The sequence below is a fragment of the Azorhizobium sp. AG788 genome (assembly GCF_943371865.1).
Classification (GTDB): Bacteria; Pseudomonadota; Alphaproteobacteria; order Rhizobiales; family Xanthobacteraceae; genus Azorhizobium.
This window is the reverse complement of the sequence record NZ_CALRWL010000002.1, coordinates 142,131-162,518: the sequence shown is the minus strand read 5'-3', so window position 1 is coordinate 162,518 and position 20,388 is coordinate 142,131. Positions and strand designations below refer to the sequence as shown.

The window sequence follows — 20,388 nt, the reverse complement described above, 5'->3', positions numbered from 1 at the left end:
GATCCTGCCCCGATCTGGCTTACGTTCCGATGAGCGCCCGCCCCTCTTTACGCTCAACCGGGCGCTCCCGCGCCATGAGAATGTTGCCCATATGTTCTCCTTCGGATAATGAATCGCTGATCCAAATGCGACGCTGATCCGGCGTCACCCGAATAGGGACTGCGCGGTCAAGGACGATGGCTCCCTCCGAAGACCGTGAACCAGGGAGGCCCCAGCGCAAGATCATCCACGTGGACATGGATGCGTTCTATGCATCGGTCGAACAGCGCGACAATCCGGAACTCCGAGGGAAGCCTGTCGCCGTCGGAAGCTCGGCAGCGCGAGGTGTCGTTGCCGCCGCCAGCTATGAGGCGCGTGTGTTCGGCGTGCACTCCGCCATGCCGTCCGTCACCGCCAAGCGGAAGTGCCCGGAGCTGATTTTCGTCCCACCACGCTTCGAGGTCTATCGCGCGGTCTCCGCCCAGATCCGGGAGATATTCGCCGAGCACACCGACTTGATCGAGCCTCTCTCCCTCGATGAAGCCTATCTCGATGTCACGGTAAACAACCACGGCATACCAGCCGCCACCACGGTGGCAGAGGTCATCCGGGCCAGGATCAAGGAGGTCACAGGGCTGAACGCATCGGCCGGCATCTCCTACTGCAAGTTCCTGGCGAAGATGGCGAGCGACCTCAACAAGCCGAACGGTCAGGCGGTCATCACGCCACGTATGGGTCCCGGCTTCGTGGAGGCGCTGTCGGTCAAGAAATTCCATGGGGTGGGACCGGCGACGGCGGGCAAGATGGAACGGCTGGGGATCGCCACCGGTGCCGACCTGCGGGCGAAGTCGCTGGACGTCCTGCAACAGCATTTCGGGAAGTCGGGTGGCTGGTACTACCGGATCGCGCGCGGGATCGACGAGCGGCCGGTTGAACCCCACCGCGAGCGCAAATCCATTGGTGCAGAAGATACTTTTGCCGCTGACATCTTCGACCTCGACAGCGCCCGCCATGAATTGGAGCCCCTGGCCGCCAAGGTATGGCGTCATTGCGAGGCGCGACCTCGTCGGGCGCACCGTGACCCTCAAGGTGAAGTACGCGGACTTCCACCAGATCACGCGAAGCCGCACGCGAGGCACCACGGTCACAAGCTTGGCGGTGCTCCAGGGGATCGCTGAAGCACTTCTCGCGCCACTGTTTCCGACGGCGAAGGGCGTCCGGCTGATCGGCGTGACGATTTCGTCTCTCGATGCACGAGCCGACGACACCGAGACGGATGCCCAGCTTTCCCTTCTATGAGAGCTCAAGCAGCCTGGACCCGTTCAGTCATCCGGTTTCTCCGGAATGGTGCCGGCTGCGGACGTGGCTCAGGCGATGATCGTCACCGTATGGAATTTAGCCATCGCCGGCGGCAGAGCAATCGGCGGGCTGCTGCTCGGCACGCTGGGCGTCGCCATTCTGCCGTGGGTCGTCATCGCGGCGTCGGTGTCGACGCCTGTCGTGGCCCCCGCGGCGCTCAGGCAGGGTTCCCGCGCCACGGGGAATGAGCTTTGACCCCGCCCTACCCGGCGGGCTTGCGCGGAAACAATGCGTGTCCGATACCGGGCGGGGAGAAACGGCATGGATATCTTCACGCGCCTGAAAGCGTCGGCATCGGCGGACTGGCAGAGCTATGTGGACCACGATTTCGTACGCCAGCTTGGCGCCGGCACGCTGCCCGAGGCCGCGTTTCGAGCCTATCTGGTGCAGGATTATCTGTTCCTGATCCAGTTCGCCCGCGCCTATGCGCTCGCCGCCTACAAGAGCCGCACGCTCGCCGACATTCGCATCGCGCAGGAGGGGCTGGCGGCGATTCTGGCAGAGACCGAGTTGCACGTGCGCCTGTGTAGCCGCTGGGGGCTGTCGCGCGCCGACCTCGATGCCGCGCGCGAGGAGCAGGCCACCGTGGCCTATACGCGCTTCGTGCTGGATTGCGGGGCGGCGGGCGACCTGCTCGATCTGCACACGGCGCTGGCGCCCTGCGTCATCGGCTATGCCGAGATCGGCCCCGCGCTGGCGCCCGGTGGCGCCGACGGGCTGGATGACCATCCGTATCGCGAGTGGATCGGCGAATATGCCGGGGCGGGCTACCAGAGTGTGGCGACAACGGCGCGCCGACATCTGGACGACCTCGCCGCGCGGGCGATGACCGACCGTCGCTTCGCCGAACTGTCCGCCTTGTTCGGGCAGGCTGCGCGGCTGGAAGCGGATTTCTGGCAGATGGGGCTGGACCTCGGCGCCCACTGACCCTTTGTGGCTGACGGGAGCGCCAAGACCACGCACGCTGTACGAACAGAGCGACAGCGATCGAAGGTTCCGGTCGCCGCGACGGTCTTCATTCCCGTGTATTTGATGATCGAGCTTCCGCAAGAAGCCACTCTGCAAACGCCTGGAGCGGGCCCTCGCTCAACCTGATCGCCTCCGGCATGACGAAGCAGAACGTCTTGGAGATGGACGTTCCTTCCGGCCAGGGCGCGACCAGCCGGCCGTCAGCAATTTCCGTCTCGACATAGAGACGCGGTACCAGCGCGACCCCGAGCCCGGCGAGGGCGGCCTCGATCAGCATGGCGTGGAGATCGTAGCGCGCGCCAATCGCAGGGTTGGTCAGCGTCATTCCCGTCTCCGCGGCATAAAGCCGCCAAGCCTCCGGGTTCTGACGGCGGTGGAGGCGCGGCAGCGCGTCAAGGGCCGTCGCCGGATCTCGCCCCGCGATCAGCCCGGGATCGCAGACAGGAACCAGCACCTCGTGCAGCAGACGGTGCGTCCGCATTCCCGTCCAGGCCGGGTGTTCGAAATGGATGGCGGCGTCGAAGCCACTGCCGGTGAGAACGAACGGCTCCATCCGTTCCGCGAGATGCACGGTGATGTTGGGGTGCCGTTGCAGGAACCGCTTCAGCCGTGGGATGAGCCAGCGGGTCGCAAAGGTCGGCAGGATGGCGATGTCGAGACTCGCGCTGTCCTCCGGTTGGCCTATCAGATAGTTGCTGTCACGTTCCAACCGGTCGAGTGTTTCGCGCACCTGCGCTGCATATCGCTCGCCGTTCGGCCGAAGCCGCACGCGATTGCCGACCCGCTCGAACAGCGTGACGCCGAGAAAAGCTTCTAGCCGGCCGATCTGACGACTGATTGCCCCTTCGGTTAGAGCCAGTTCGTCCGCTGCACGCGCAAAACTGCCGTGACGGGCCGCCGCCTCAAACGCCATCAGCGCGGAATGACTGGGAATCTTGCGGCGCATCGGCGTCTCCAAGGCAACGATTGAAACGCGGCCTCATCATCATGACTTTCGCTCACTGAAGGATGAGCCAACGTCGATATATAGCGCATGCCGCTGCGATTATCGTGATGAAACATCAACGAGCGAGAAACCGCGCGCTGCACGCGCCCGGCAGAGAAAGATCCGATGATCTACACAGTGGAATGCAGCTTCGCCGACCCCGACAGCGAAGCGGAGTGGAATGACTTTTACAGCCTGGAAAAGCTGCCGGCGCTCATCTCGGTGAGCGGCTTTCATACCTCGCAACGCTTCAGGGCTCTGCACGGCGGTTGCCCCTTCTATCTCGCGCTTCACTCGATCGATGGCCTCGACGTCCTGATGGGCGAGGAATACCGCCAGAAGGGCGGCGGCAATTTCGCGCGCTGGCAACAGCACATCACCGACTGGCACCGAAACCTCTATGACGGCGTCGAGCGCGCGCCGTCCATCGGCGAGGGCGAACATCTGGCGTTGAGCGCAAATGGTCCCGAACCTCTGATCCGGCTGGGCCTCATCCCACGCGCGATGCAAGCCGTCGCCATGGAGAAGGTCCCGGAATTCCGCTGGCTCGCCAAGGTAGAGCGCGGCAGGACGGCCGACCTCAAGTCTTCGCCGGAAGCTGTCCATTTCTATGCGCCAATGACTGAGCAATTGACGCATGACACTGCCTTCGACAAAGCAAGGTAGGCCCCGATGCCCAATGTCACGATCTATATCCCGGCAGACGAGATGCCGTCGGATGGAGCGCTGGACGATCTCTCGACGCAATGCGCCGAACTTTGCACGGGCATTCTCCTGGCCAAATTGGCGAATGTACATGTCATCTACGTCGCCGTTCGGCACGGGCTGGGGCACCCGATCTTCGCGGAAATCCAATATCGCCTGGAGCCCTTTCGAACCCCGGCGGTCATGGACCGATTTATGGACGGGCTGGACGAGGTCCTGAAACGCAACATCGGTCGCACGGCGCGCATCCGTTGCTTCGGCCATATTGCGTCAAGCATTCACGCGCGAAATTGAGCTGCCGCCTGGAGCAAACTAATGTCTGATCTTGGCTTTCCCAGTCGGCATGTTGGAGACTTGACCATCACCGCGATCAGTGACGGCTATCTCACCGCCAGCCTCGACTTTCTATCGAACATCGACCCGGTCGTTGCCTGCCGGATGCAGGAGAACGCGAGGGTAGAGGATCACACGGCGATTCATATCAACTGCTACCTGGTGCGGGGAAGCGGTCGCGCGGTTCTGATCGACGCGGGCGCAGGTGGGTTCAAGCAATGGGGCGGCCGGCTGGGGACCAACCTACGGCTGCTCGGCATCCGGCCCTCGGAGATCGACGCGATCCTGTTGACCCATGCCCATCCCGATCATGTCGGGGGACTGGTGAGCGCTTCAGGAGAGGCCGCCTTCCCGAACGCCGAGCTCGTCGTCCATCGTCGGGAAGTCGCGTTCTGGCGGGATGACGGCAATCTGAACCGCGCGCCCGAGCGCGCTCGTGGCAATTTCCTCATGGCGCGTCAGGCGTTCGATGGCTATCGCGAGAGACTGCGCACCTTCGAGGCCGGCGACGTGCTCCCCGGCATTACGGCAGTGCCACTTCCGGGACACACCGATGGGCACACCGGCTACCGTCTCGAATCCGACGGTCAGAACCTGCTGGTCTGGGGAGACATCGTCCATTTCCCGCAAATCCAGATTCCACGCCCGGAGGTGTCGATCGCGTTCGATCAGGATTCCAATCTCGCCGCCGAGACACGGGCGAGGCTGCTCGACGTGGTCAGCACTGACCGGCTGCTGATCGCGGGCATGCACCTCGGCGAATCCGGCTTCGCGCATATAGAGCGCGCGGGCGCAAATTACGACATTGCTTATGAGGAGCGAGCGCGATCTGCGCTTCCGTGAACTTCGACGCCTTTACGGAACTCTCCTCGTCCCCGGAACGGGTATCATAAGTGAAAAATCCAGATCAAACTGGCGTAAAAAGCGGGCAGCACATCAGTGCTCGCAGAGCAGATCGCAGTAGCGTTCCCCGGCTTCGGCGGACGGAATGTTGCCGATGGGCTCCAGCAGCCGGCAATGGCTGAACCAGTCGACCCATGTGAGCGTCGCTAACTGAACAGCCTTGAGGGATCGCCTTACCCCAATCTGTGGATGACGGCGGCCTTGTGGAGGCCATCGATCGGCTCGGCCAAAGCGTTGATTTCCTCAACCCACGCGATCAGGACAGCGATGCCGTTTTGGCATCACCTCGTCCGAATTCTTGTGCTTGTTAGAACGTCTCATTCCACCGAATGTCACGGCAGCGATCCCAACCCAAGCTCAGTCCATGGGCCCTAGAAGTGGGACGTCACAGAGGGGCACATCAGCAACCGCAGCGATGCCGATGGTGGCGTGCGCACGGAACGTGTGCCTGAAGGTTTAGCCGTAGCTCAGGATGACTTCCGGGATGGCACACGTTTCTGAAACATCGATACAACCAGGGCGATCTGCTCAAGCACGTGAGCGGGACGTCGTCGACAGAGCCGGATGGAAGGCTCTAGCAGGATCAACGCTCGGCTACGCGATGGATGGTTTTGATCTGCTCATCCTCGGCTTCATGCTGCGCGTCATCTCTGCAGATCTAGGTTTGACCCAAGCAGAAGCTGCGTCCCTCGTAACGGCGACGCTCGTCGGGGCCGTCGTGGGCGGCCTGTTCTTCGGAGTGCTTTCCGATCGACTCGGCCGCGTCCGGGTCCTGACCTGGACCATTGTTCTGTTCGCGGTCTTCACAGGGCTCTGCGCGCTTGCCCAAGGCTATTGGGACCTGCTTTTCTATCGCACGATCGCCGGCATCGGCCTCGGGGGCGAGTTCGGAATCGGCATGGCGCTCGTGGCGGAATCCTGGCCGAACTCCAAGCGCGCACGGGCTTCGTCATATGTTGGCCTTGGCTGGCAGCTCGGCGTTCTTGCCGCCGCCCTGCTAACCCCGCTGCTGCTCCCGCTGATCGGCTGGCGCGGCATGTTCGCCGTCGGCATATTCCCCGCCGTCGCGGCCTATTTCATTCGTCACAGCCTCCATGAGCCGGAAATCTTCGTGAAGAGCTCCAGTGCCGGCTCGGTGGGAACTTCGTTGAAGCTGCTGGCGTCAGATCCTGAAGCGACCCGCCGCAGCATCGGGATCATCATCCTGTGCTCGGTACAGAACTTCGGATACTACGGCGTCATGATCTGGCTGCCCAACTACCTGTCGAGCAGGTTTGGCTTCAGCCTCACCCAGTCCGCGGCCTGGACCGCCGTGACGATTCTGGGCATGGCCTTGGGGATTTACGCATTTGGTCAGGTCGCCGACCGCGCTGGCCGCAAACCGGCATTCTTTGGATGGATGCTGGGTGCAGCGATCATGGTGGTCGTCTACTCGCGCTTGACGGATCCGATGTTTCTATTGATCGCTGGCGCGATTATGGGCTTCTTTGTCAACGGCATGCTGGGCGGATACGGCACGCTCATCAGCGAACTCTATCCCACGGTCGCGCGGGCTACGGCCCAGAACGTCCTGTTCAATCTTGGGCGGGCGATCGGCGGCTTTGGGCCCGTCATCATGGGAGCCGTTGCCATGGCGTGGGGCTTCGACACCGCCATTGCGCTTCTCGCCATCCTGTATCTTCTCGACATCGTAACAATGTGGCTGCTGATCCCTGAGCGCAAGGGAGCTGAACTGGCATGAACGCAACAGCAATCATGCCCGTTTCGCAGGGCGGCGCCCTCCTGCCCGTCCGTCGGCCTGCTGGTGAGGAAGGCCATCAATTCCCACCCGCGTGGCGCCCGTCGGTGGTTGCGGAGCTTGGAGAAATCATCACGCACGTGGCCATCAATGGCGAGTACCGTCACATGGTTGTCGCTGGCTGCCCGTTGGCCTGTGCCGCAAAGCCGGGACAGTTCTTCCAACTGCTGTGTCCACAATCACCAGGAGAGCAACCATTCTTCCGTCGCCCCATGAGCCTCTATGGAGCGGACACCAACCAGGGCACGATCGAGTTCCTGTACAAGGTGGCCGGTGCCGGCACCCGTGGGCTGGCGACCCTCCAGGTCGGCGACCGGCTGGATCTGATGGGACCATTGGGCGTCGGTTTCAGCCTCGATCCGAAATGGAAACACATCGTGACCGTGGGTCGGGGGGCTGGGCTCGCGACCCTCGCCCCGCTGATGACATGGGCGCGGACAAACGGAACCGAAGTCACCGCAATCGTCAGTGCACGCCGCCCGGATCTCTTGATCCATCCCGATCCCCGTGTCTCCCGCAACGTTGAAGTCGTGACCGTCACGGACGCGGAGCAGACATCGGGCCCGGCGAACGTCGAGCGCATCCTGCGCCGGATCATCGCGGAGGGGCGCTGCGATGCGCTGTTCACCTGCGGATCCGGTCGGCTCCTGCGCGCAATTCAAAGGCTGGCGCTGGAGTTCGAACTTCCCGGTCAGGTCGCCCTCGAGCAGCAGATGGCTTGCGGCATCGGGCTTTGCTATTGCTGCGTTCGTGACTTCAACGTCAACGGCGAGATCGTCAGTCGACGCGTGTGCTGGGATGGCCCCGTCTTCGACATCCGCGAGGCATTGCCATGAGACGCGATGTCTCCGGCCATGGGGTCGACCTCTCCGTCGAGATCGGCCCCCTCCGCTTGCGCAATCCGGTGATGCCGGCTTCCGGCACATTCGCCGAGGGTCTGGACAAGGTTCTGGACTTCGGTCGTCTCGGCGCCGTGGTCCTCAAGACGCTCACGCGGGAGGTCCGACATGGCAATCCGTTGCCCCGCGTCGTCGAAAGACCTCAGGGCATGATCAATGCAATCGGCATCCCCTCCAAGGGAGTTCCGCACTTCCTAGAGCACGTGCTTCCCTTTTACCGAGGCGTTGACACGCCCCTAGTGGTCAGCATTTCCGCCCCGACAGTGGATGGCTTCGCCGACCTTGCTGCGGCGCTGACCATCGCGGGTGTCTCCGCGATCGAGGCCAACATTTCGTGCCCGAATATCGAGGAAGACGGGAAGGCCTTTGCCATGAGCGCAGACGTCACCGAACGGGTGACCCGCGCTCTTCGGTCTGCCACGGATCTTCCCCTCTGGGTCAAGCTGACTCCGAATACCGGCGCGGTCGCCGAAGTTGCGGGAGCGGCAGAGGCTGCGGGTGCGGACGCCGTCGTCGTCGCCAATACGTTCCTCTCGATGGCCATCGACATCACGACGTTCAAGCCGTGTCTCGGCAACATCATGGGCGGTCTTTCGGGCCCTGCGATTAAGCCGATCGTCCTGCGCCAGGTGTTCCAATGCGCCAAGGTGGTCGATATCCCCGTGATCGCCTGCGGCGGCATCGCCACTGCTGAGGACGCCATAGAATACATGCTGGCGGGCGCCAGCGCCGTTCAGGTCGGCACGGCGACCTTTCTCCAGCCTGCCGTGATGCGAACGATCATCGATGGCCTCGAAGCCTTCTGCTTGCGGCGTGACATTCCCCGGATCACGGATCTCATCGGCGGCGTGATCACCGCGGAGACCGACGGGCCCGATGTGGCCTGGCTGGAACCCGTATCATGACCCTCGCCCTTGAGGACGCCCCCTGCGCCCGGGACCGCAGTCGCGACATTCAGATCGCCCGACGGCTGTTCGACGCGCTTAGGCGTGCAACGACGGACGGCATCGGCATCACACGCCTTGCCTATAGCGAACGCGAGAGCGAGGCACTCAACATCGTTGCGACCGATGCCAGCCAGATGGACTTGCGGGCGGAGCGTGATGCGGGCGGCAATCTCGTCATCAGCCTGGAGGGTACCGAGCCCGACCTTCCCTGCATTGCCTGTGGCTCGCACCTCGATTCCGTCCCGCAGGGCGGCAATTTCGATGGTGCCGCGGGCGTTGTCGCGGGCATCGCCATCCTGGCCCGTTTTCGCGAGGACGGGTTCAGACCGCGCAGGACTATTAAGGTGTACGGCTTGCGCGGCGAGGAGAGCGCCCGCTTCGGCAGATCCTACATCGGATCGAGCAGCCTGTTGGGACAGTTGCCGGCGGCACACCTTGCGCTGCCGGCGAGCGACACGGGCCGATCCCTCGGCGACTGCATGCGCGATGTGGGGGTCGATGTGGACCGGGTGATGCGCGGCAAGCCGCTCCTCGACCTGACGTCCATCGCCGCGTGGCTTGAGCTGCACATTGAGCAAGGACCGGTCTTGGAAACCCGCAACTTACCCATCGGAATCGTGCAGGGCATTCGTGGCAATGTGCGTCACCGCACCATCGAATGCCTGGGGCAGGCAGGGCACTCTGGCGCGGTGCCGCGCGGGCTCAGGCACGATGCGTTATTCGCCGCAGCCGAACTGATCTGCCGGCTCGATCGGCACTGGCGCAGATTTCTGGACAACGGCCAGGACCTCGTCGTCACGTCGGGCATCTTCGGCACCGACGCGCAGGAGCAGGCCATTGCCCGCATCCCGGGCCTCGTGCGGTTTTCGTTGGATTTCCGCAGCCATGACGGCAAGACCCTGGCGGCCTTCTACGATCTGTTCCGCCGGGAATGTGACGGTGTTGCCGAAGAGCGCGGCGTTGCGTTCCGGCTGGATAGCCGATGCGCCACCGCCGGTGCAGCGCTGGATCGCGGCTGGATCGACCGCCTGAAATCCGCTGCCCGGGAGCTCGGGCTGGCTGACGAGGAACTCTCCAGTGGTGCCGGCCATGACACGGCGGTCTTTGCCAACGCTGGCATCCCCAGTGCCATGGTCTTCGTGCGGAACCGGCACGGGTCGCACAACCCATCCGAATCCATGGATCTCGAGGATTTCGCCCTGGGTGTTGCAGTGATGCGGGCCGCAATCAGACAGGCCGTTCTATGAGGGAGCAGTGCGTTCCATGAATGATCTTTTGGGTTGGATGCGAAAGCAGAACGGTGGTGCCCACACCTATCTCGAATTCCAGAAACGGCTACAAACCATTCGGCTGCGGGACCAAGAGAGCGCGGCGATGGCGCGCCTCCTTGCCGATCTGGCCGAACGGTTTGTGGATGCATATGACGGGGAGCCACTGCCTGCGGGCATTGCCAGCCAAGCCTATGACCGCCTGCTCGCCTACGTGGAGCGGGCCGTTACGCTGGAGGCGGCGGGAGCGGCGGAGCGGATCGCATTTCTGAACGAACTTGGGTCGGCAGAACTGGCGCCGAGGCTTCCCGCTGAAGCCTGATATGAGCGCGGACACTTGGCGCTCTGCCAGTGTCCGCGATGGTTTCAGTGCAGCCGGCGATCGGATGCTCCTAGTCGCCGGTTGCTGCCTCCAGCATCGAAGTCGCTAGATGCTGGGCAAAGACCTCCGCCGCCAGCGAAAGCGCCGTCCCGCTTCGGGCGTATAGACCCAGTGCGCTCGGAAGATAGCCCCGGCCGTGACGGAGGGGGATGTGAACGAGTTGTCCGGAAGCGATCTCCGCCTCAAGTCCGACCCGCGTCATTAGCGCGACCCCAAGTCCTCTCAGGACCAGTTGCTTCATCAGATCAATGGACCCAGCCTCATAGCGTCGCGCGCGGGTCATCTCGGCGTGCATCAAAGCGGGGTTCAACTGCACCCGATTGGCGAAATTGTCCTTGGGAACAATGAGCGTCTCGTCTCGCAGCTCCGCCAGCGTGATATGTTGAGAGGCCGCCAATGGCGCGCCCGCCCGGACCACCGCCCCCAGACGGAACGATGCTGCCTGGACCCGATAGAGCTCTGCCTGGGTCGGCACTTCGAATGCCATGCCAAGATCCGCATCTCCCGACGCGATGGCGCGGGGTATCTCCGCCGACCCCAAAATACTCACCCCGATGCTGACTCGCGGGTGGCGCACACTCATGGCCGCGATCGCATTCGGCACGATATGGTGGCAAAGCCCCTCCAAGGTCACCAGTTCCACATGACCGGCATCCAGGCCCTTGAGCGCATCAAGCTCGGACTGGAGCCGTTCGGCATCACGCAGGACGCCGGTTACGTGATGCGCCAGGATCTCACCGGCCGATGTCAGCTTGAGACCGCCAGGTAAGCGCTTGAACAATGGCGTTTGCAGCTCGGCTTCCAACGCAAGCACCTGCCGGTTGAGGGCAGAGGAAGCCACATTCAGGCGCCGGGCCGCTTCACGGATGCTCCCGGCCCGGCGAACCGCATCAAAATAGACGAGCGATGCCGCGTGAATCCGATAGCGTCTGTCCGTCACATTGCTCCCCCATCATGATGCCGTTTCGGCATCATGATGGCCGAAATCTTCTGCTTGTGCGAGCAGGATGCCCGGAGGATTTTGCACCGTCCAGCGAGGACGGCCGGGGATGACAGATGGGCAGTTTGCGAACGGCGCTTCCGCCGAACTCCGAGGTCCGAACCCCCGGCTTCTGTGCGCTGTGCAAGTCCAGGTGCGGCGCGATCATGGTCACGCGCGACGGCCGCTTCATCGGCCAAGAGCCTGACCCCTCCCATCCCACGGGACAGGCCTTATGCGTGAAGGGCAGAGCCGCACCCGAGCTGGTTTACAATACGCAGCGCCTGCTCCATCCGATGCGACGGACGCGCCCACGGGGAGATCGGGATCCGGGCTGGGAACGGATCGGATGGGACGAAGCTCTTGAGCACAGCGCCCGCGAAATGGCGCGCATCCGTGAGCGCGACGGCGCAGAAGCGGTCGCCTTCGGCTGGACGACACCCAGCGGGACGCCGATCGCGGATGATCTGCGCTGGATCGAGCGGCTGGCCAATGCCTTCGGGACGCCGAACGTGGCCAACGGCACTGAAATCTGCAACTGGCATAAGGATTTTGCGCACGCATTCACGTTCGGCCGGTCCATTGCCTCACCGGACTTCGAACGCACCGGATGCGTCGTGCTGTGGGGGCATAATCCGAGTGCGACATGGCTGGACCACGCAACCGCGACGGCGGCGGCCAGGAGCCGAGGGGCGCGGCTCATCGTCGTCGACCCGCGCCGCGCGGGCTTTGCCGGCCGCGCCGATCAGTGGCTGCGTGTCCGTCCCGGAGCGGACGGGGCGCTCGCCCTCGGCATCGCCGGGGAAATGCTTCGACACGGCTGGTACGATCAGGCGTTCGTCCGGGATTGGACCAACGCGGCAATGCTCGTACGCAGCGATACCGGACGTCTCTTGCGCGCGCGCGATCTCGCCGCCCGACCGCAGGAAGCTGACGACGGCGATTTCATCGCCCGGGATGCGTCGACGGGCCAATTGATCGCCTATTCGCTCCGCAGCCGGGCTTTCACCGCCGAATGCCGTCCTGAGGTCTATACGGATGCGGAGGTCTTGGGAGCTGGCGGCGTGGCGCTCCACTGCCGGTCGGTGCTCACCCTTTATCGGCAGCTTTGCGACGAATATCCCCCTGAACGGGTGGAAAGAATTGCCTGGGTTCCGCGCGCGCAAGTCACAGAGACCGCAAGGCTCATCTCCGAGTCCGGGCCGGTCTGCTACTATGCCTGGTCCGGCGTTGGACAGCATACCAATGCCACGCAGACCGACCGCGCCATCGCCATCCTCATGGCACTGACCGGCAGCTTCGATGCGCCAGGTGGGAATGTGGAGTTCTCCAAACCGGCAAGCCGAGACGTTTCGGGCCAGGAGCTCTTGTCGGCGGAACAGCGGGCCAAGTGCATCGGGCTATCACGATCTTCGGTCGGTCCGGCCAAACGCGGCTGGATTGGCTCTGACGCCCTTTACGACGGCATTCTCGACGAAACGCCTTATCCCATCCGTGGCCTCGTCAACTTCGGCCGCAATTTCATCGTCAATCACGCCGATGCGCAGCGCGGTGCCGCAGCCTTGCAGAAGCTGGACTTTTATCTCCATGCGGATGTCGTGCTCACCCCCACGGCCGCATTCGCCGACATCGTATTGCCGATCAATACCCCATGGGAGCGCGAAGCGCTGCGGGTCGGCTTTGAGGGGAGCCAGAAGGCGCACAACCACATCCAGCTCCGCCAGGCAGTCATACCGAGCGAGGGAGAGTCGCGGTCCGATGCCTTTGTTGTCTTCGAACTGGCGAAACGCCTCAGCCTTGGACACGTGTTCTGGGACGGGGACATCGAGAAAGGGTTGAGCGAAATTCTCTCCCCCCTGGGCCTCGATTTGCAGCAGCTACGAGACCAACCGGCTGGCATCACGCTGAATGGATCGCCAAAGTATGATCGCTACAAGAAGGATGGGATTAAGACCCCAAGCGGTTTGATCGAGATCTTTTCGGAGATTCTGCTCGACGCGGGTGAACCGCCCCTTCCGGTCTTCATCGAACCTGCGCTCTCGCCGTATCGCATTGGGTCCGAACCCTTCCCGCTCATCCTCACCTCGGCGAAAGTCGCTCACTACTGCCATGGGCAGCATCGCCATGCCCCTTCGCTTCGACGCCGCCTCCCCGATCCTGAGGTGAGCCTGCATCCAGATGCCGCCGCTGAGCGTGGGATCGCTGAAAATGACTGGGTTGAGATCCGGACGGCTCATGGCTCGGCGCGCATGCGCGCAAAACTGGATGCGAGCCTGCATCAGCGCGTTGTTTCTGCACAATATGGCTGGTGGCAAGCCAATGACGCTCTCGAACTGCCTGCCTTCGACCCATTGGACCCGCTGGGCGCCAATTACAATCGCCTGATATCCGACCGGGATGCCGATCCGGTGAGTGGGGCCACCGGCCTGCGCTCGTCCATGTGCGAGATCGCATCGCTGACGCCCCCGCAACCGCTTGCCTGGAGCGGCTGGCGGCCGTTTGAAATTTCCGCCGGAGAAATGGAGGCCGAGGGTATTCTGTCGTTCCACCTCCACCCCGTTGACGGCATCGCGTTGCCTGCTTTCCGTGGCGGCCAGCATATCGTTCTTCGCCTGCCGCGGCCCGACGGCACGGCGATCATTCGGTGCTATTCCCTGTCCGGTCCGTTCGACGGACAGGGCTATCGGATCTCAGTGAAGTTGGGCGGCGATCAGTCGGGCGCGCCGGGCCTTATGTCGAGGGCACTGCATAGCCTCAAGGGCCTGCCAGCCGTGAGGGTCGACGTTCGTGCGCCGAAGAGCGGGTTCGTCTTGCATCGCCCGAGCACACCCACGGGCGCGATCGTGCTTGTCGCTGGCGGCATCGGAGTGACGCCTCTCATCGCGATGCTCCATGAGTTGCAAGCGGCCAGAGAGACCATTCCGGTTCACCTGCTCTATGGCGTAAGGTCAACAACCGATTTGGCCTTCGCCCGCGAGATCCGCTCGATTGCCGCGCACCTGCCAAGCCTGACGCTTCAGATATTTCAGAGTGGATCGAAGGCGGTTTCCAACTGCGGCGGTCTCAACGGGAGGGCCGGACGGATCTCATCGTCGGATGTGCTTTCTGTGTCGCCAGCCGGCTCGCATATCCATCTGTGTGGGCCGACGGCGATGGTTGCGCAGATCAGCGAAGGCCTTGAACAAGCGGGATTTCCCGCGGACCACCTACACGTGGAAGCGTTCGGCCCCTCGGCGCGGCCCTCTTCACGGCGGCTTCCGCAACGCGTGATGCTCAGTGGTTCCAAGCGGACCCTCGAGTGGCGTCCTGAGAACGGGTCGCTGCTCGATCTATTGGAAGCGGATGGATTGAACCCTGCGAGTGGTTGTCGCACTGGGCAGTGTGGAGCATGCACTGTCCGCCTCGTCGTTGGAGAGGTTGGCTATCCGGCCGGCGTCAGCCAGCCGGATAGCGGTCACTGCTTGCCATGCGTTGCAATCGCGCTGTCATCCATCACTCTCGATATCTAACGACGTTACTCCTCGGTCTAATCCAACTTGGAGTTCGCTCGCGAGCTGATCGGTTATCGGCTAAGATGCGTCATGAGCCGGAGTGGTTAGTCGCGATGGACGAGAATCTCATTCGACGCATTCGTGTCGCCGCGCATTCGTTGGACGCTCCAGAACGGCGTCTACTCGACCTGCTCGCGGAGTTGACCGACTCCGGCAAAGCTCCAGAAGTGCAAATTCCGAATGCCATCGTAATCGACAGGGAAGAACTCGCCGGACTCCTCCTGGCCGTCGCGCAACGTCCCAGTTTCGGCGATGCCCTCCTAGCGGAGGGCTTTCTGCCAGCCGTTGGGGCTAAGATCGCGCCCAGACGGATTCACCCGCGCATTCCCTACGCAGTGAAACGTTACCCGCCCAAGCAGACAGACGGATCATCCTGAGCCCCAGCCGATGCCGCGGCGTGAGGGATGCGCGGGGGTTGACGGCAGTCGCAGGCGCCGCCTCTACGCTTGCTCCTCTCATCATCCTCGGCTTCGGTCGGATCGACCTCGCTGCGCGGATTTGCATCGTCCCTGTTGCCACTCGGAACCCTCGGATGCCGAGTCCTCGCAATTCGCTTCGGCGCTTCCTTGCGCGAAAACATAGGGCCAAGGTCATCGGCCGCCATGCCCGCCAGTGAGGCAAGCGCGTCGAGGCGACCGAGCGCCTGGAGGGAGTGGCGCATTGACGATGGAGCACTCGCGTCCCCGAGCAAATTGAAGTCTTTGATTATCTCGTCCATATTGAGGAGGTCATGGGCTGCCACACTTCCCGTAGGGAGTGCAAAAGGGCGGCCCTTCTCTTTTTCACGAATGGCTCCTACAGGCGCCGGCCTCAGACGGACCTTCTGCCCGCGGGCCCGGAAAGACATTGGTATGGCCGGGTGCGGATGTGCCGGACGCCCAGCATCCGGGGCACCTTGCGGAACAGCGAGGCGGCGTAGCCGGACCCATCTTCGGTCATCACCCGCGCACCCCGGACGCTTCGCCCCAGGTCGTAGAGTGAATTGGGAGCCGGCCTGAACCAGGCACTGTCGTAGCCACGGTCGGCGATCAGGCTTCGGGCCGGCGGCAAGGCATCGAGGACGAGGCGGGCACCCTTGTGGTCGCCCATCTGGCCCTCCGACAGAACCATGATGATCGGCCGGCCCTCGCCGTCGCAGACGGTGTGGAGCTTGGAGTTCGAGCCGCCTTTGGTGCGCCCGATACGACGGGGAACATCCCCTTTGTAAGCAGGCTTGCCGCCGTGCGGTGGGCCTTCAGGTGGGCGGCATCGATCGTGATGCGCTCCGGTCTTGGTCCTTCGCCCGCGAGGTTGGCGAAGATACGGTCGAAGACCCCGAGCCGGCTCCAGCGGATGAAGCGATTGTACAGCGTCTTGTGCGGGCCGTAGTCCTTCGGCGCATCCTTCCATTGCAGGCCGTTGCGGATCACATAGACGATGCCGCTCACCACCCGGCGGTCATCGACTCGCGGCACCCCGTGGGCCAACGGGAAAAACGGCGAGATCCGAGCCATCAGACGCTCGCTCAGCAGGAACAAATCACCCCTGCCAGCCTCCTCCATGGAGACTGTGAATCACAACTCAAGGCAGATTAATAGGCTCCGAGCATAGCTGATATTCATGATTGAGCCTGGGTTCAATCCGGCAGGTCCACCAGGGGATCCGGCTTGGCATAGGCGAGGAGGGCCAGCCGGTCCGTGAACTCGACCCGCGCGCCCTTTGTCCGAACCCCGTATTCCGTGAGAGTGGCAAAGGCGCGCGACAGATTCTCGGGAGTCATGCCGAGCCGGGCCGCAAGCGTGCGCTTCTCGACGGGAATTTCGACGGCTCCGGTGGCGCCCTGTTCCAGCTCCGCGCGGATGAGCCAGTTGGCAAGACGCTCCGCTCCGTTGCGAAGTTTCAGGTTCTTCAGATCTCGAATGGTCCGCCGGTAGTCGCCGGCCAGTTCCATGACCACTGCCCGCATGAAGGCGGGATCAGCCTCCAGAGTGGCGCGCACACTTTCAGCCGGGAGCATGAGGATGAGGGACCGCTCCAGGGTCCGCGCCGACTGAAGGTAAACCTGGTCACGCAGCACAGCGGCGAGGATGAAAAGACCCACCGGGCGGACCAGTTCGATGGTGGTCTCCCGCCCCCCAGTCCCCGCGAACAACTCCGCGGTTCCTTCCACGACCACATGCAGGAAATCTGCCCGATCGCTTTCCTGGATCAGCACCACGCCTGGCGGAAAGCGTTGCAGAAATCCTGCATCTATGAGCCGGGCAAAGACACCCTGCTCGACATTCCGGAACAGCGGCAGTTCGCGGATCGCAGCAGCATCCTCGATCCTCATGGACGCCTCCGTCATGATAACGGCCTCCATGAACGCGGTCGCTTAACAAATGTCAATTAATAGATATAATTCCATCATTTATTAGCCTATATATTATCATATATCTTATATTTTCCAGAATGTTTCGGGCGGTTAGAGTCCCTCATCTATTTATTCTGATTCAAATCAAAGTTGACGGACCGAACTTGCAGCAGTTTGCGGCCTGGGCGCGACACAGATGCGCCAGAGCAAACGGTCGAGATCCATCATGAATCCCATCCAAGAGGTTGATCGCGGAGACCAGCGCACGTCGCTCGCCATGAGCACGCTCGCCTTCACCGTTTGCTTCGCGGTCTGGACGATCTTCTCCATCATCGGAATCCGCATCCGACAGGAACTGGGCCTCAGCGAGACCCAGTTCGGTCTCCTCGTCGGCACTCCGATCCTTACCGGCTCGCTGATCCGCGTGGTGCTCGGCATCTGGACCGACAGGTATGGCGGCCGCGTGGTCTTCACCGCCACCATGCTCGCCGCCGCAGCAGCAACCTTTCTGCTGTCCTATGCCCATACCTATCCGCAGATGCTGGTGGCCGCGCTCGGCGTCGGCATCGCCGGCGGATCGTTCGCCGTGGGCGTGGCCTATGTCTCGCGCTGGTATCCGCCGCAGCGGCAGGGCACCGCTTTGGGCATCTTCGGTGCCGGCAATGTGGGGGCCGCAGTCACCAAGTTTCTCGCGCCCTTCGTGCTTGTGGCCTTCGGCTGGCAAATGGTGGCGCAGGTGTGGGCGGCCGGCCTGGTGCTCATGGCGCTCGTGTTCTGGTTCACCACCAAAGATGATCCGGTTCTGGTGGCGCGCCGCCGCTCCGGCGTGGTGCCCAAGAGCGCCTGGCTTGAGCTTGAGCCGCTGAAGAACATCCAGGTCTGGCGCTTCGCCATCTATTATTTCTTCGTGTTCGGCGCCTTCGTCGCCCTGGCGCTATGGTTGCCGCAATATCTGATCAATGTGTACGGCCTCGACATCAAGACGGCGGGCATGATGGCAGCGTTCTTCTCGGTGCCGGCGAGCCTGTTCCGTGCCTATGGCGGCCATCTGTCCGACGTCTACGGGGCACGGCGCGTGCTCTACTGGACCTTCCTGGTCGCCATTGCCGCAACCTTCGTCCTGTCCTATCCGCCTACGGATTACGTGGTGCACGGCGTCCATGGCCCGATTGCCTTCCACTTGGAGATGGGGCTGGTTGCCTTCACGGTGACGGTGTTCGTGCTCGGCTTCTTCATGGCTCTAGGCAAGGCCGCGGTCTACAAGCACATCCCGGTCTATTATCCTGGGCACGTGGGTTCGGTCGGCGGCCTCGTCGGCATGATCGGCGGCCTCGGCGGGTTCCTTTTGCCGATCCTATTCGGCGTCCTGCTTGATCTCACCGGCCTTTGGACCAGTTGCTTCATGGCGCTGTTCGTCCTGGTGGCGGGTGCGCTCATCTGGATGCATGTGGCGATCCGGCAGATGGAGCGTGAGGCGGGCGGTGAGATGCTGGCCCGGTTGCCGCAATTGCCGGAAATGCAGGGCATGCCGGAGCCGGAGGCCGTGCCCGCGCCCGAAGCCCGGACGAAGGGCGGCGTGCTCACCGATTGGCGTCCGGAAGTCCCGGAATTTTGGGCCAAGACCGGCCGGGCCATTGCCCGCCGCAACCTCTGGCTCTCCATTCCCGCGCTGCTGTTGTCGTTTGCCATCTGGCAGGTGTGGTCGGTGGTGGTGGCCAAGCTGCCGCTGGTGGGCTTCACCTTCACCACGGACCAGTTGTTCTGGCTCGCAGCCCTGCCGGGCATCTCCGGCGCGACGCTGCGGATCTTCTATTCCTTCATGGTGCCGATCTTCGGCGGCCGCCTGTGGACGACGCTGACCACCTGGTCGCTGCTCATCCCCGCGCTCGGCATCGGCTATGCGGTGCAAAATCCCGAAACGCCTTATGTGGTGCTGCTGATCCTGGCGCTGCTCTGCGGCTTCGGCGGCGGCAACTTTGCCTCCTCCATGTCCAACATCTCCTTCTTCTTCCCCAAGGCGGAGAAGGGCAATGCGCTGGCCCTGAATGCCGGCCTCGGTAATCTCGGCGTCAGCGTGGTCCAGTTCGTGGTGCCACTTGCCATCACCATGGGCGTCTTCGGCTGGCTCGGCGGCGATCCCGCCATGGTGAAGGGGGCCACGGGCCCCGCCCCCATGTGGCTTCAGAATGCCGGCTTCGTGTTCGTACCCTTCATCGTACTTTCGGCCTTCGCGTCGTGGTTCGGCATGAACGATATCGCCGATGCGAAGGCCTCGTTCGCTGAGCAGGCGATCATCTTTCGGCGCAAGCACAATTGGATCATGTGCTGGCTCTACACCGGCACCTTCGGCTCCTTCATCGGTTACGCCGCGGGCTTCCCGCTGCTGTCCAAGACCCTATTCCCGGATGTGAACGCGCTTCAGTTCGCCTTCCTCGGCCCCCTGGTCGGTGCGCTCTCGCGCTCGGGCACCGGCTGGTTGGCGGACAAATACGGCGGCGCCCGCGTCACGCTGTGGGCGTTCGTGCTGATGATGATCGGCGTGTCCGGCGTGCTGTGGTTCATCGGCATCAAGGACCAGCCGGGCGCCTTCTGGGGCTTCTTCGCCTCCTTCCTGCTGCTGTTCTTCGCCACCGGCGTCGGCAATGCCTCCACCTTCCAGATGATCCCGGCCATCATGGGCAAGGAAATGGGCCGGCTGATGCCCGACGCCGATGCCGAGACCCGGCGCCGCCAGGTGGAGAAGGAATCCGCCGCCATCACCGGCTTCACCTCCGCCATCGCGGCGTTCGGTGCCTTCTTCATCCCCAAGGGCTACGGCACCTCTATCGCACTCACCGGCGGGCCAGAGGCGGCACTGTGGGGCTTCCTCATCTTCTATGTGATCTGCCTCGCCGTGACCTGGGCCGTCTACACCCGCAAGGGCGCCCTCCTGCACGACGTCGAGCGCGCCAAGCGCGCCGCGTCCCTCCTTCCGGCTTCGGCCAAGTAATCACCTTTCA

Annotated in this window: 16 protein-coding genes and 4 pseudogenes; 14 read left to right on the top strand and 6 right to left on the bottom strand. The window is 63.1% G+C overall.

The genetic code is table 11. The features are described from left to right. Window positions 1-176 precede the first annotated feature (176 nt). From dinB to AAG816_RS02135, 3 genes and pseudogenes are all read left to right on the top strand, one after another. A pseudogene (gene dinB / locus AAG816_RS02145) lies at window positions 177-1,278 on the top strand (DNA polymerase IV). Window positions 1,279-1,353: 75 nt separating this feature from the next. After that, window positions 1,354-1,533: a hypothetical protein gene (locus AAG816_RS02140; RefSeq protein WP_341987729.1), complete on the top strand. Its 180-nt coding sequence runs from the start codon at window positions 1,354-1,356 to the stop codon at window positions 1,531-1,533. Window positions 1,534-1,599: 66 nt separating this feature from the next. Continuing rightward, a complete protein-coding gene (locus AAG816_RS02135; RefSeq protein WP_341987727.1) occupies window positions 1,600-2,265 on the top strand; it encodes a TenA family protein in 666 nt (221 codons plus the stop codon). A gap of 88 nt (window positions 2,266-2,353) precedes the next feature. On the opposite strand, the gene AAG816_RS02130 is transcribed toward AAG816_RS02135, so the two are convergent. Continuing rightward, on the bottom strand, window positions 2,354-3,253 hold the full coding sequence (locus tag AAG816_RS02130) for a LysR substrate-binding domain-containing protein (protein WP_341987725.1): 900 nt from the start codon (window positions 3,251-3,253) through the stop codon (window positions 2,354-2,356). A 165-nt stretch (window positions 3,254-3,418) separates the two neighbouring features. Here AAG816_RS02130 and AAG816_RS02125 point away from each other — a divergent pair, with 165 nt between their 5' ends. From AAG816_RS02125 to AAG816_RS02115, 3 genes are read left to right on the top strand one after another with little or no spacing between them, the layout of a single operon-like run. Beyond that, window positions 3,419-3,958 (top strand): sugar ABC transporter, encoded by a 540-nt coding sequence (locus tag AAG816_RS02125; protein ID WP_341987723.1) that lies wholly within the window; start codon window positions 3,419-3,421, stop codon window positions 3,956-3,958. Between the two features lie 6 nt (window positions 3,959-3,964). Further along, window positions 3,965-4,291: a hypothetical protein gene (locus AAG816_RS02120; protein WP_341987722.1), complete on the top strand. Its 327-nt coding sequence runs from the start codon at window positions 3,965-3,967 to the stop codon at window positions 4,289-4,291. 60 nt (window positions 4,292-4,351) lie between these two features. Then, window positions 4,352-5,173: an MBL fold metallo-hydrolase gene (locus AAG816_RS02115; RefSeq protein WP_341987720.1), complete on the top strand. Its 822-nt coding sequence runs from the start codon at window positions 4,352-4,354 to the stop codon at window positions 5,171-5,173. A 93-nt stretch (window positions 5,174-5,266) separates the two neighbouring features. On the opposite strand, the pseudogene AAG816_RS02110 reads toward AAG816_RS02115, so the two are convergent. Further along, window positions 5,267-5,469, bottom strand: a pseudogene (locus tag AAG816_RS02110) (IS3 family transposase); the annotation flags it as partial. A 365-nt stretch (window positions 5,470-5,834) separates the two neighbouring features. On the opposite strand from AAG816_RS02110, the gene AAG816_RS02105 reads away from it, so the two are divergent. From AAG816_RS02105 to AAG816_RS02085, 5 genes are read left to right on the top strand one after another with little or no spacing between them, the layout of a single operon-like run. After that, on the top strand, window positions 5,835-6,974 hold the full coding sequence (locus tag AAG816_RS02105; protein ID WP_341987718.1) for an MFS transporter: 1,140 nt from the start codon (window positions 5,835-5,837) through the stop codon (window positions 6,972-6,974). Then, window positions 6,971-7,867, top strand: a complete 897-nt coding sequence (locus AAG816_RS02100; RefSeq protein WP_341987716.1) for a dihydroorotate dehydrogenase electron transfer subunit — start codon at window positions 6,971-6,973, stop codon at window positions 7,865-7,867. The genes AAG816_RS02105 and AAG816_RS02100 overlap by 4 nt, the downstream gene beginning before the upstream one ends. After that, window positions 7,864-8,835 carry a dihydroorotate dehydrogenase gene (locus AAG816_RS02095; protein ID WP_341987714.1) on the top strand — a complete coding sequence of 324 codons (972 nt, stop codon included), beginning with the start codon at window positions 7,864-7,866 and terminating at the stop codon, window positions 8,833-8,835. Before AAG816_RS02100 ends, AAG816_RS02095 begins: the two co-directional genes overlap by 4 nt. Then, on the top strand, window positions 8,832-10,124 hold the full coding sequence (locus AAG816_RS02090; RefSeq protein ID WP_341987712.1) for a Zn-dependent hydrolase: 1,293 nt from the start codon (window positions 8,832-8,834) through the stop codon (window positions 10,122-10,124). The genes AAG816_RS02095 and AAG816_RS02090 overlap by 4 nt, the downstream gene beginning before the upstream one ends. Window positions 10,125-10,140: 16 nt before the next feature. Next, on the top strand, window positions 10,141-10,467 hold the full coding sequence (locus AAG816_RS02085) for a hypothetical protein (protein ID WP_341987710.1): 327 nt from the start codon (window positions 10,141-10,143) through the stop codon (window positions 10,465-10,467). Between the two features lie 70 nt (window positions 10,468-10,537). On the opposite strand, the gene AAG816_RS02080 is transcribed toward AAG816_RS02085, so the two are convergent. Further along, a complete protein-coding gene (locus AAG816_RS02080) occupies window positions 10,538-11,467 on the bottom strand; it encodes a LysR family transcriptional regulator (protein WP_341987708.1) in 930 nt (309 codons plus the stop codon). Between the two features lie 116 nt (window positions 11,468-11,583). Here AAG816_RS02080 and AAG816_RS02075 point away from each other — a divergent pair, with 116 nt between their 5' ends. After that, window positions 11,584-15,015: a molybdopterin-dependent oxidoreductase gene (locus tag AAG816_RS02075; protein ID WP_341987706.1), complete on the top strand. Its 3,432-nt coding sequence runs from the start codon at window positions 11,584-11,586 to the stop codon at window positions 15,013-15,015. Between the two features lie 95 nt (window positions 15,016-15,110). Further along, window positions 15,111-15,434 (top strand): hypothetical protein, encoded by a 324-nt coding sequence (locus tag AAG816_RS02070; protein ID WP_341987704.1) that lies wholly within the window; start codon window positions 15,111-15,113, stop codon window positions 15,432-15,434. A 472-nt stretch (window positions 15,435-15,906) separates the two neighbouring features. Here AAG816_RS02070 and AAG816_RS02065 read toward each other — a convergent pair. From AAG816_RS02065 to AAG816_RS02055, 3 genes and pseudogenes are all read right to left on the bottom strand, one after another. After that, window positions 15,907-16,026: pseudogene (locus AAG816_RS02065) on the bottom strand (IS481 family transposase); the annotation flags it as partial. A 24-nt stretch (window positions 16,027-16,050) separates the two neighbouring features. After that, window positions 16,051-16,598: pseudogene (locus AAG816_RS02060) on the bottom strand (IS5 family transposase); the annotation flags it as partial. A gap of 74 nt (window positions 16,599-16,672) precedes the next feature. Next, window positions 16,673-17,368 carry a cyclic nucleotide-binding domain-containing protein gene (locus AAG816_RS02055; protein WP_341987702.1) on the bottom strand — a complete coding sequence of 232 codons (696 nt, stop codon included), beginning with the start codon at window positions 17,366-17,368 and terminating at the stop codon, window positions 16,673-16,675. Between the two features lie 247 nt (window positions 17,369-17,615). On the opposite strand from AAG816_RS02055, the gene AAG816_RS02050 reads away from it, so the two are divergent. After that, window positions 17,616-20,378, top strand: coding sequence for an MFS transporter (locus AAG816_RS02050; protein WP_341987700.1), 2,763 nt, complete (start codon window positions 17,616-17,618; stop codon window positions 20,376-20,378). The last annotated feature ends 10 nt before the right edge of the window (window positions 20,379-20,388 follow it).

Bases quoted from the DNA above. Each gene is read 5' to 3' on its own strand.
- AAG816_RS02140 (WP_341987729.1), top strand. From the start codon at position 1,354: ATGATCGTCACCGTATGGAATTTAGCCATCGCCGGCGGCAGAGCAATC.
- AAG816_RS02135 (WP_341987727.1), top strand. From the start codon at position 1,600: ATGGATATCTTCACGCGCCTGAAAGCGTCGGCATCGGCGGACTGGCAG.
- AAG816_RS02130 (WP_341987725.1), bottom strand. From the start codon at position 3,253: ATGCGCCGCAAGATTCCCAGTCATTCCGCGCTGATGGCGTTTGAGGCG.
- AAG816_RS02125 (WP_341987723.1), top strand. From the start codon at position 3,419: ATGATCTACACAGTGGAATGCAGCTTCGCCGACCCCGACAGCGAAGCG.
- AAG816_RS02120 (WP_341987722.1), top strand. From the start codon at position 3,965: ATGCCCAATGTCACGATCTATATCCCGGCAGACGAGATGCCGTCGGAT.
- AAG816_RS02105 (WP_341987718.1), top strand. From the start codon at position 5,835: ATGGATGGTTTTGATCTGCTCATCCTCGGCTTCATGCTGCGCGTCATC.
- AAG816_RS02100 (WP_341987716.1), top strand. From the start codon at position 6,971: ATGAACGCAACAGCAATCATGCCCGTTTCGCAGGGCGGCGCCCTCCTG.
- AAG816_RS02095 (WP_341987714.1), top strand. From the start codon at position 7,864: ATGAGACGCGATGTCTCCGGCCATGGGGTCGACCTCTCCGTCGAGATC.
- AAG816_RS02090 (WP_341987712.1), top strand. From the start codon at position 8,832: ATGACCCTCGCCCTTGAGGACGCCCCCTGCGCCCGGGACCGCAGTCGC.
- AAG816_RS02085 (WP_341987710.1), top strand. From the start codon at position 10,141: ATGAATGATCTTTTGGGTTGGATGCGAAAGCAGAACGGTGGTGCCCAC.
- AAG816_RS02075 (WP_341987706.1), top strand. From the start codon at position 11,584: ATGGGCAGTTTGCGAACGGCGCTTCCGCCGAACTCCGAGGTCCGAACC.
- AAG816_RS02070 (WP_341987704.1), top strand. From the start codon at position 15,111: ATGGACGAGAATCTCATTCGACGCATTCGTGTCGCCGCGCATTCGTTG.
- AAG816_RS02055 (WP_341987702.1), bottom strand. From the start codon at position 17,368: ATGAGGATCGAGGATGCTGCTGCGATCCGCGAACTGCCGCTGTTCCGG.
- AAG816_RS02050 (WP_341987700.1), top strand. From the start codon at position 17,616: ATGAATCCCATCCAAGAGGTTGATCGCGGAGACCAGCGCACGTCGCTC.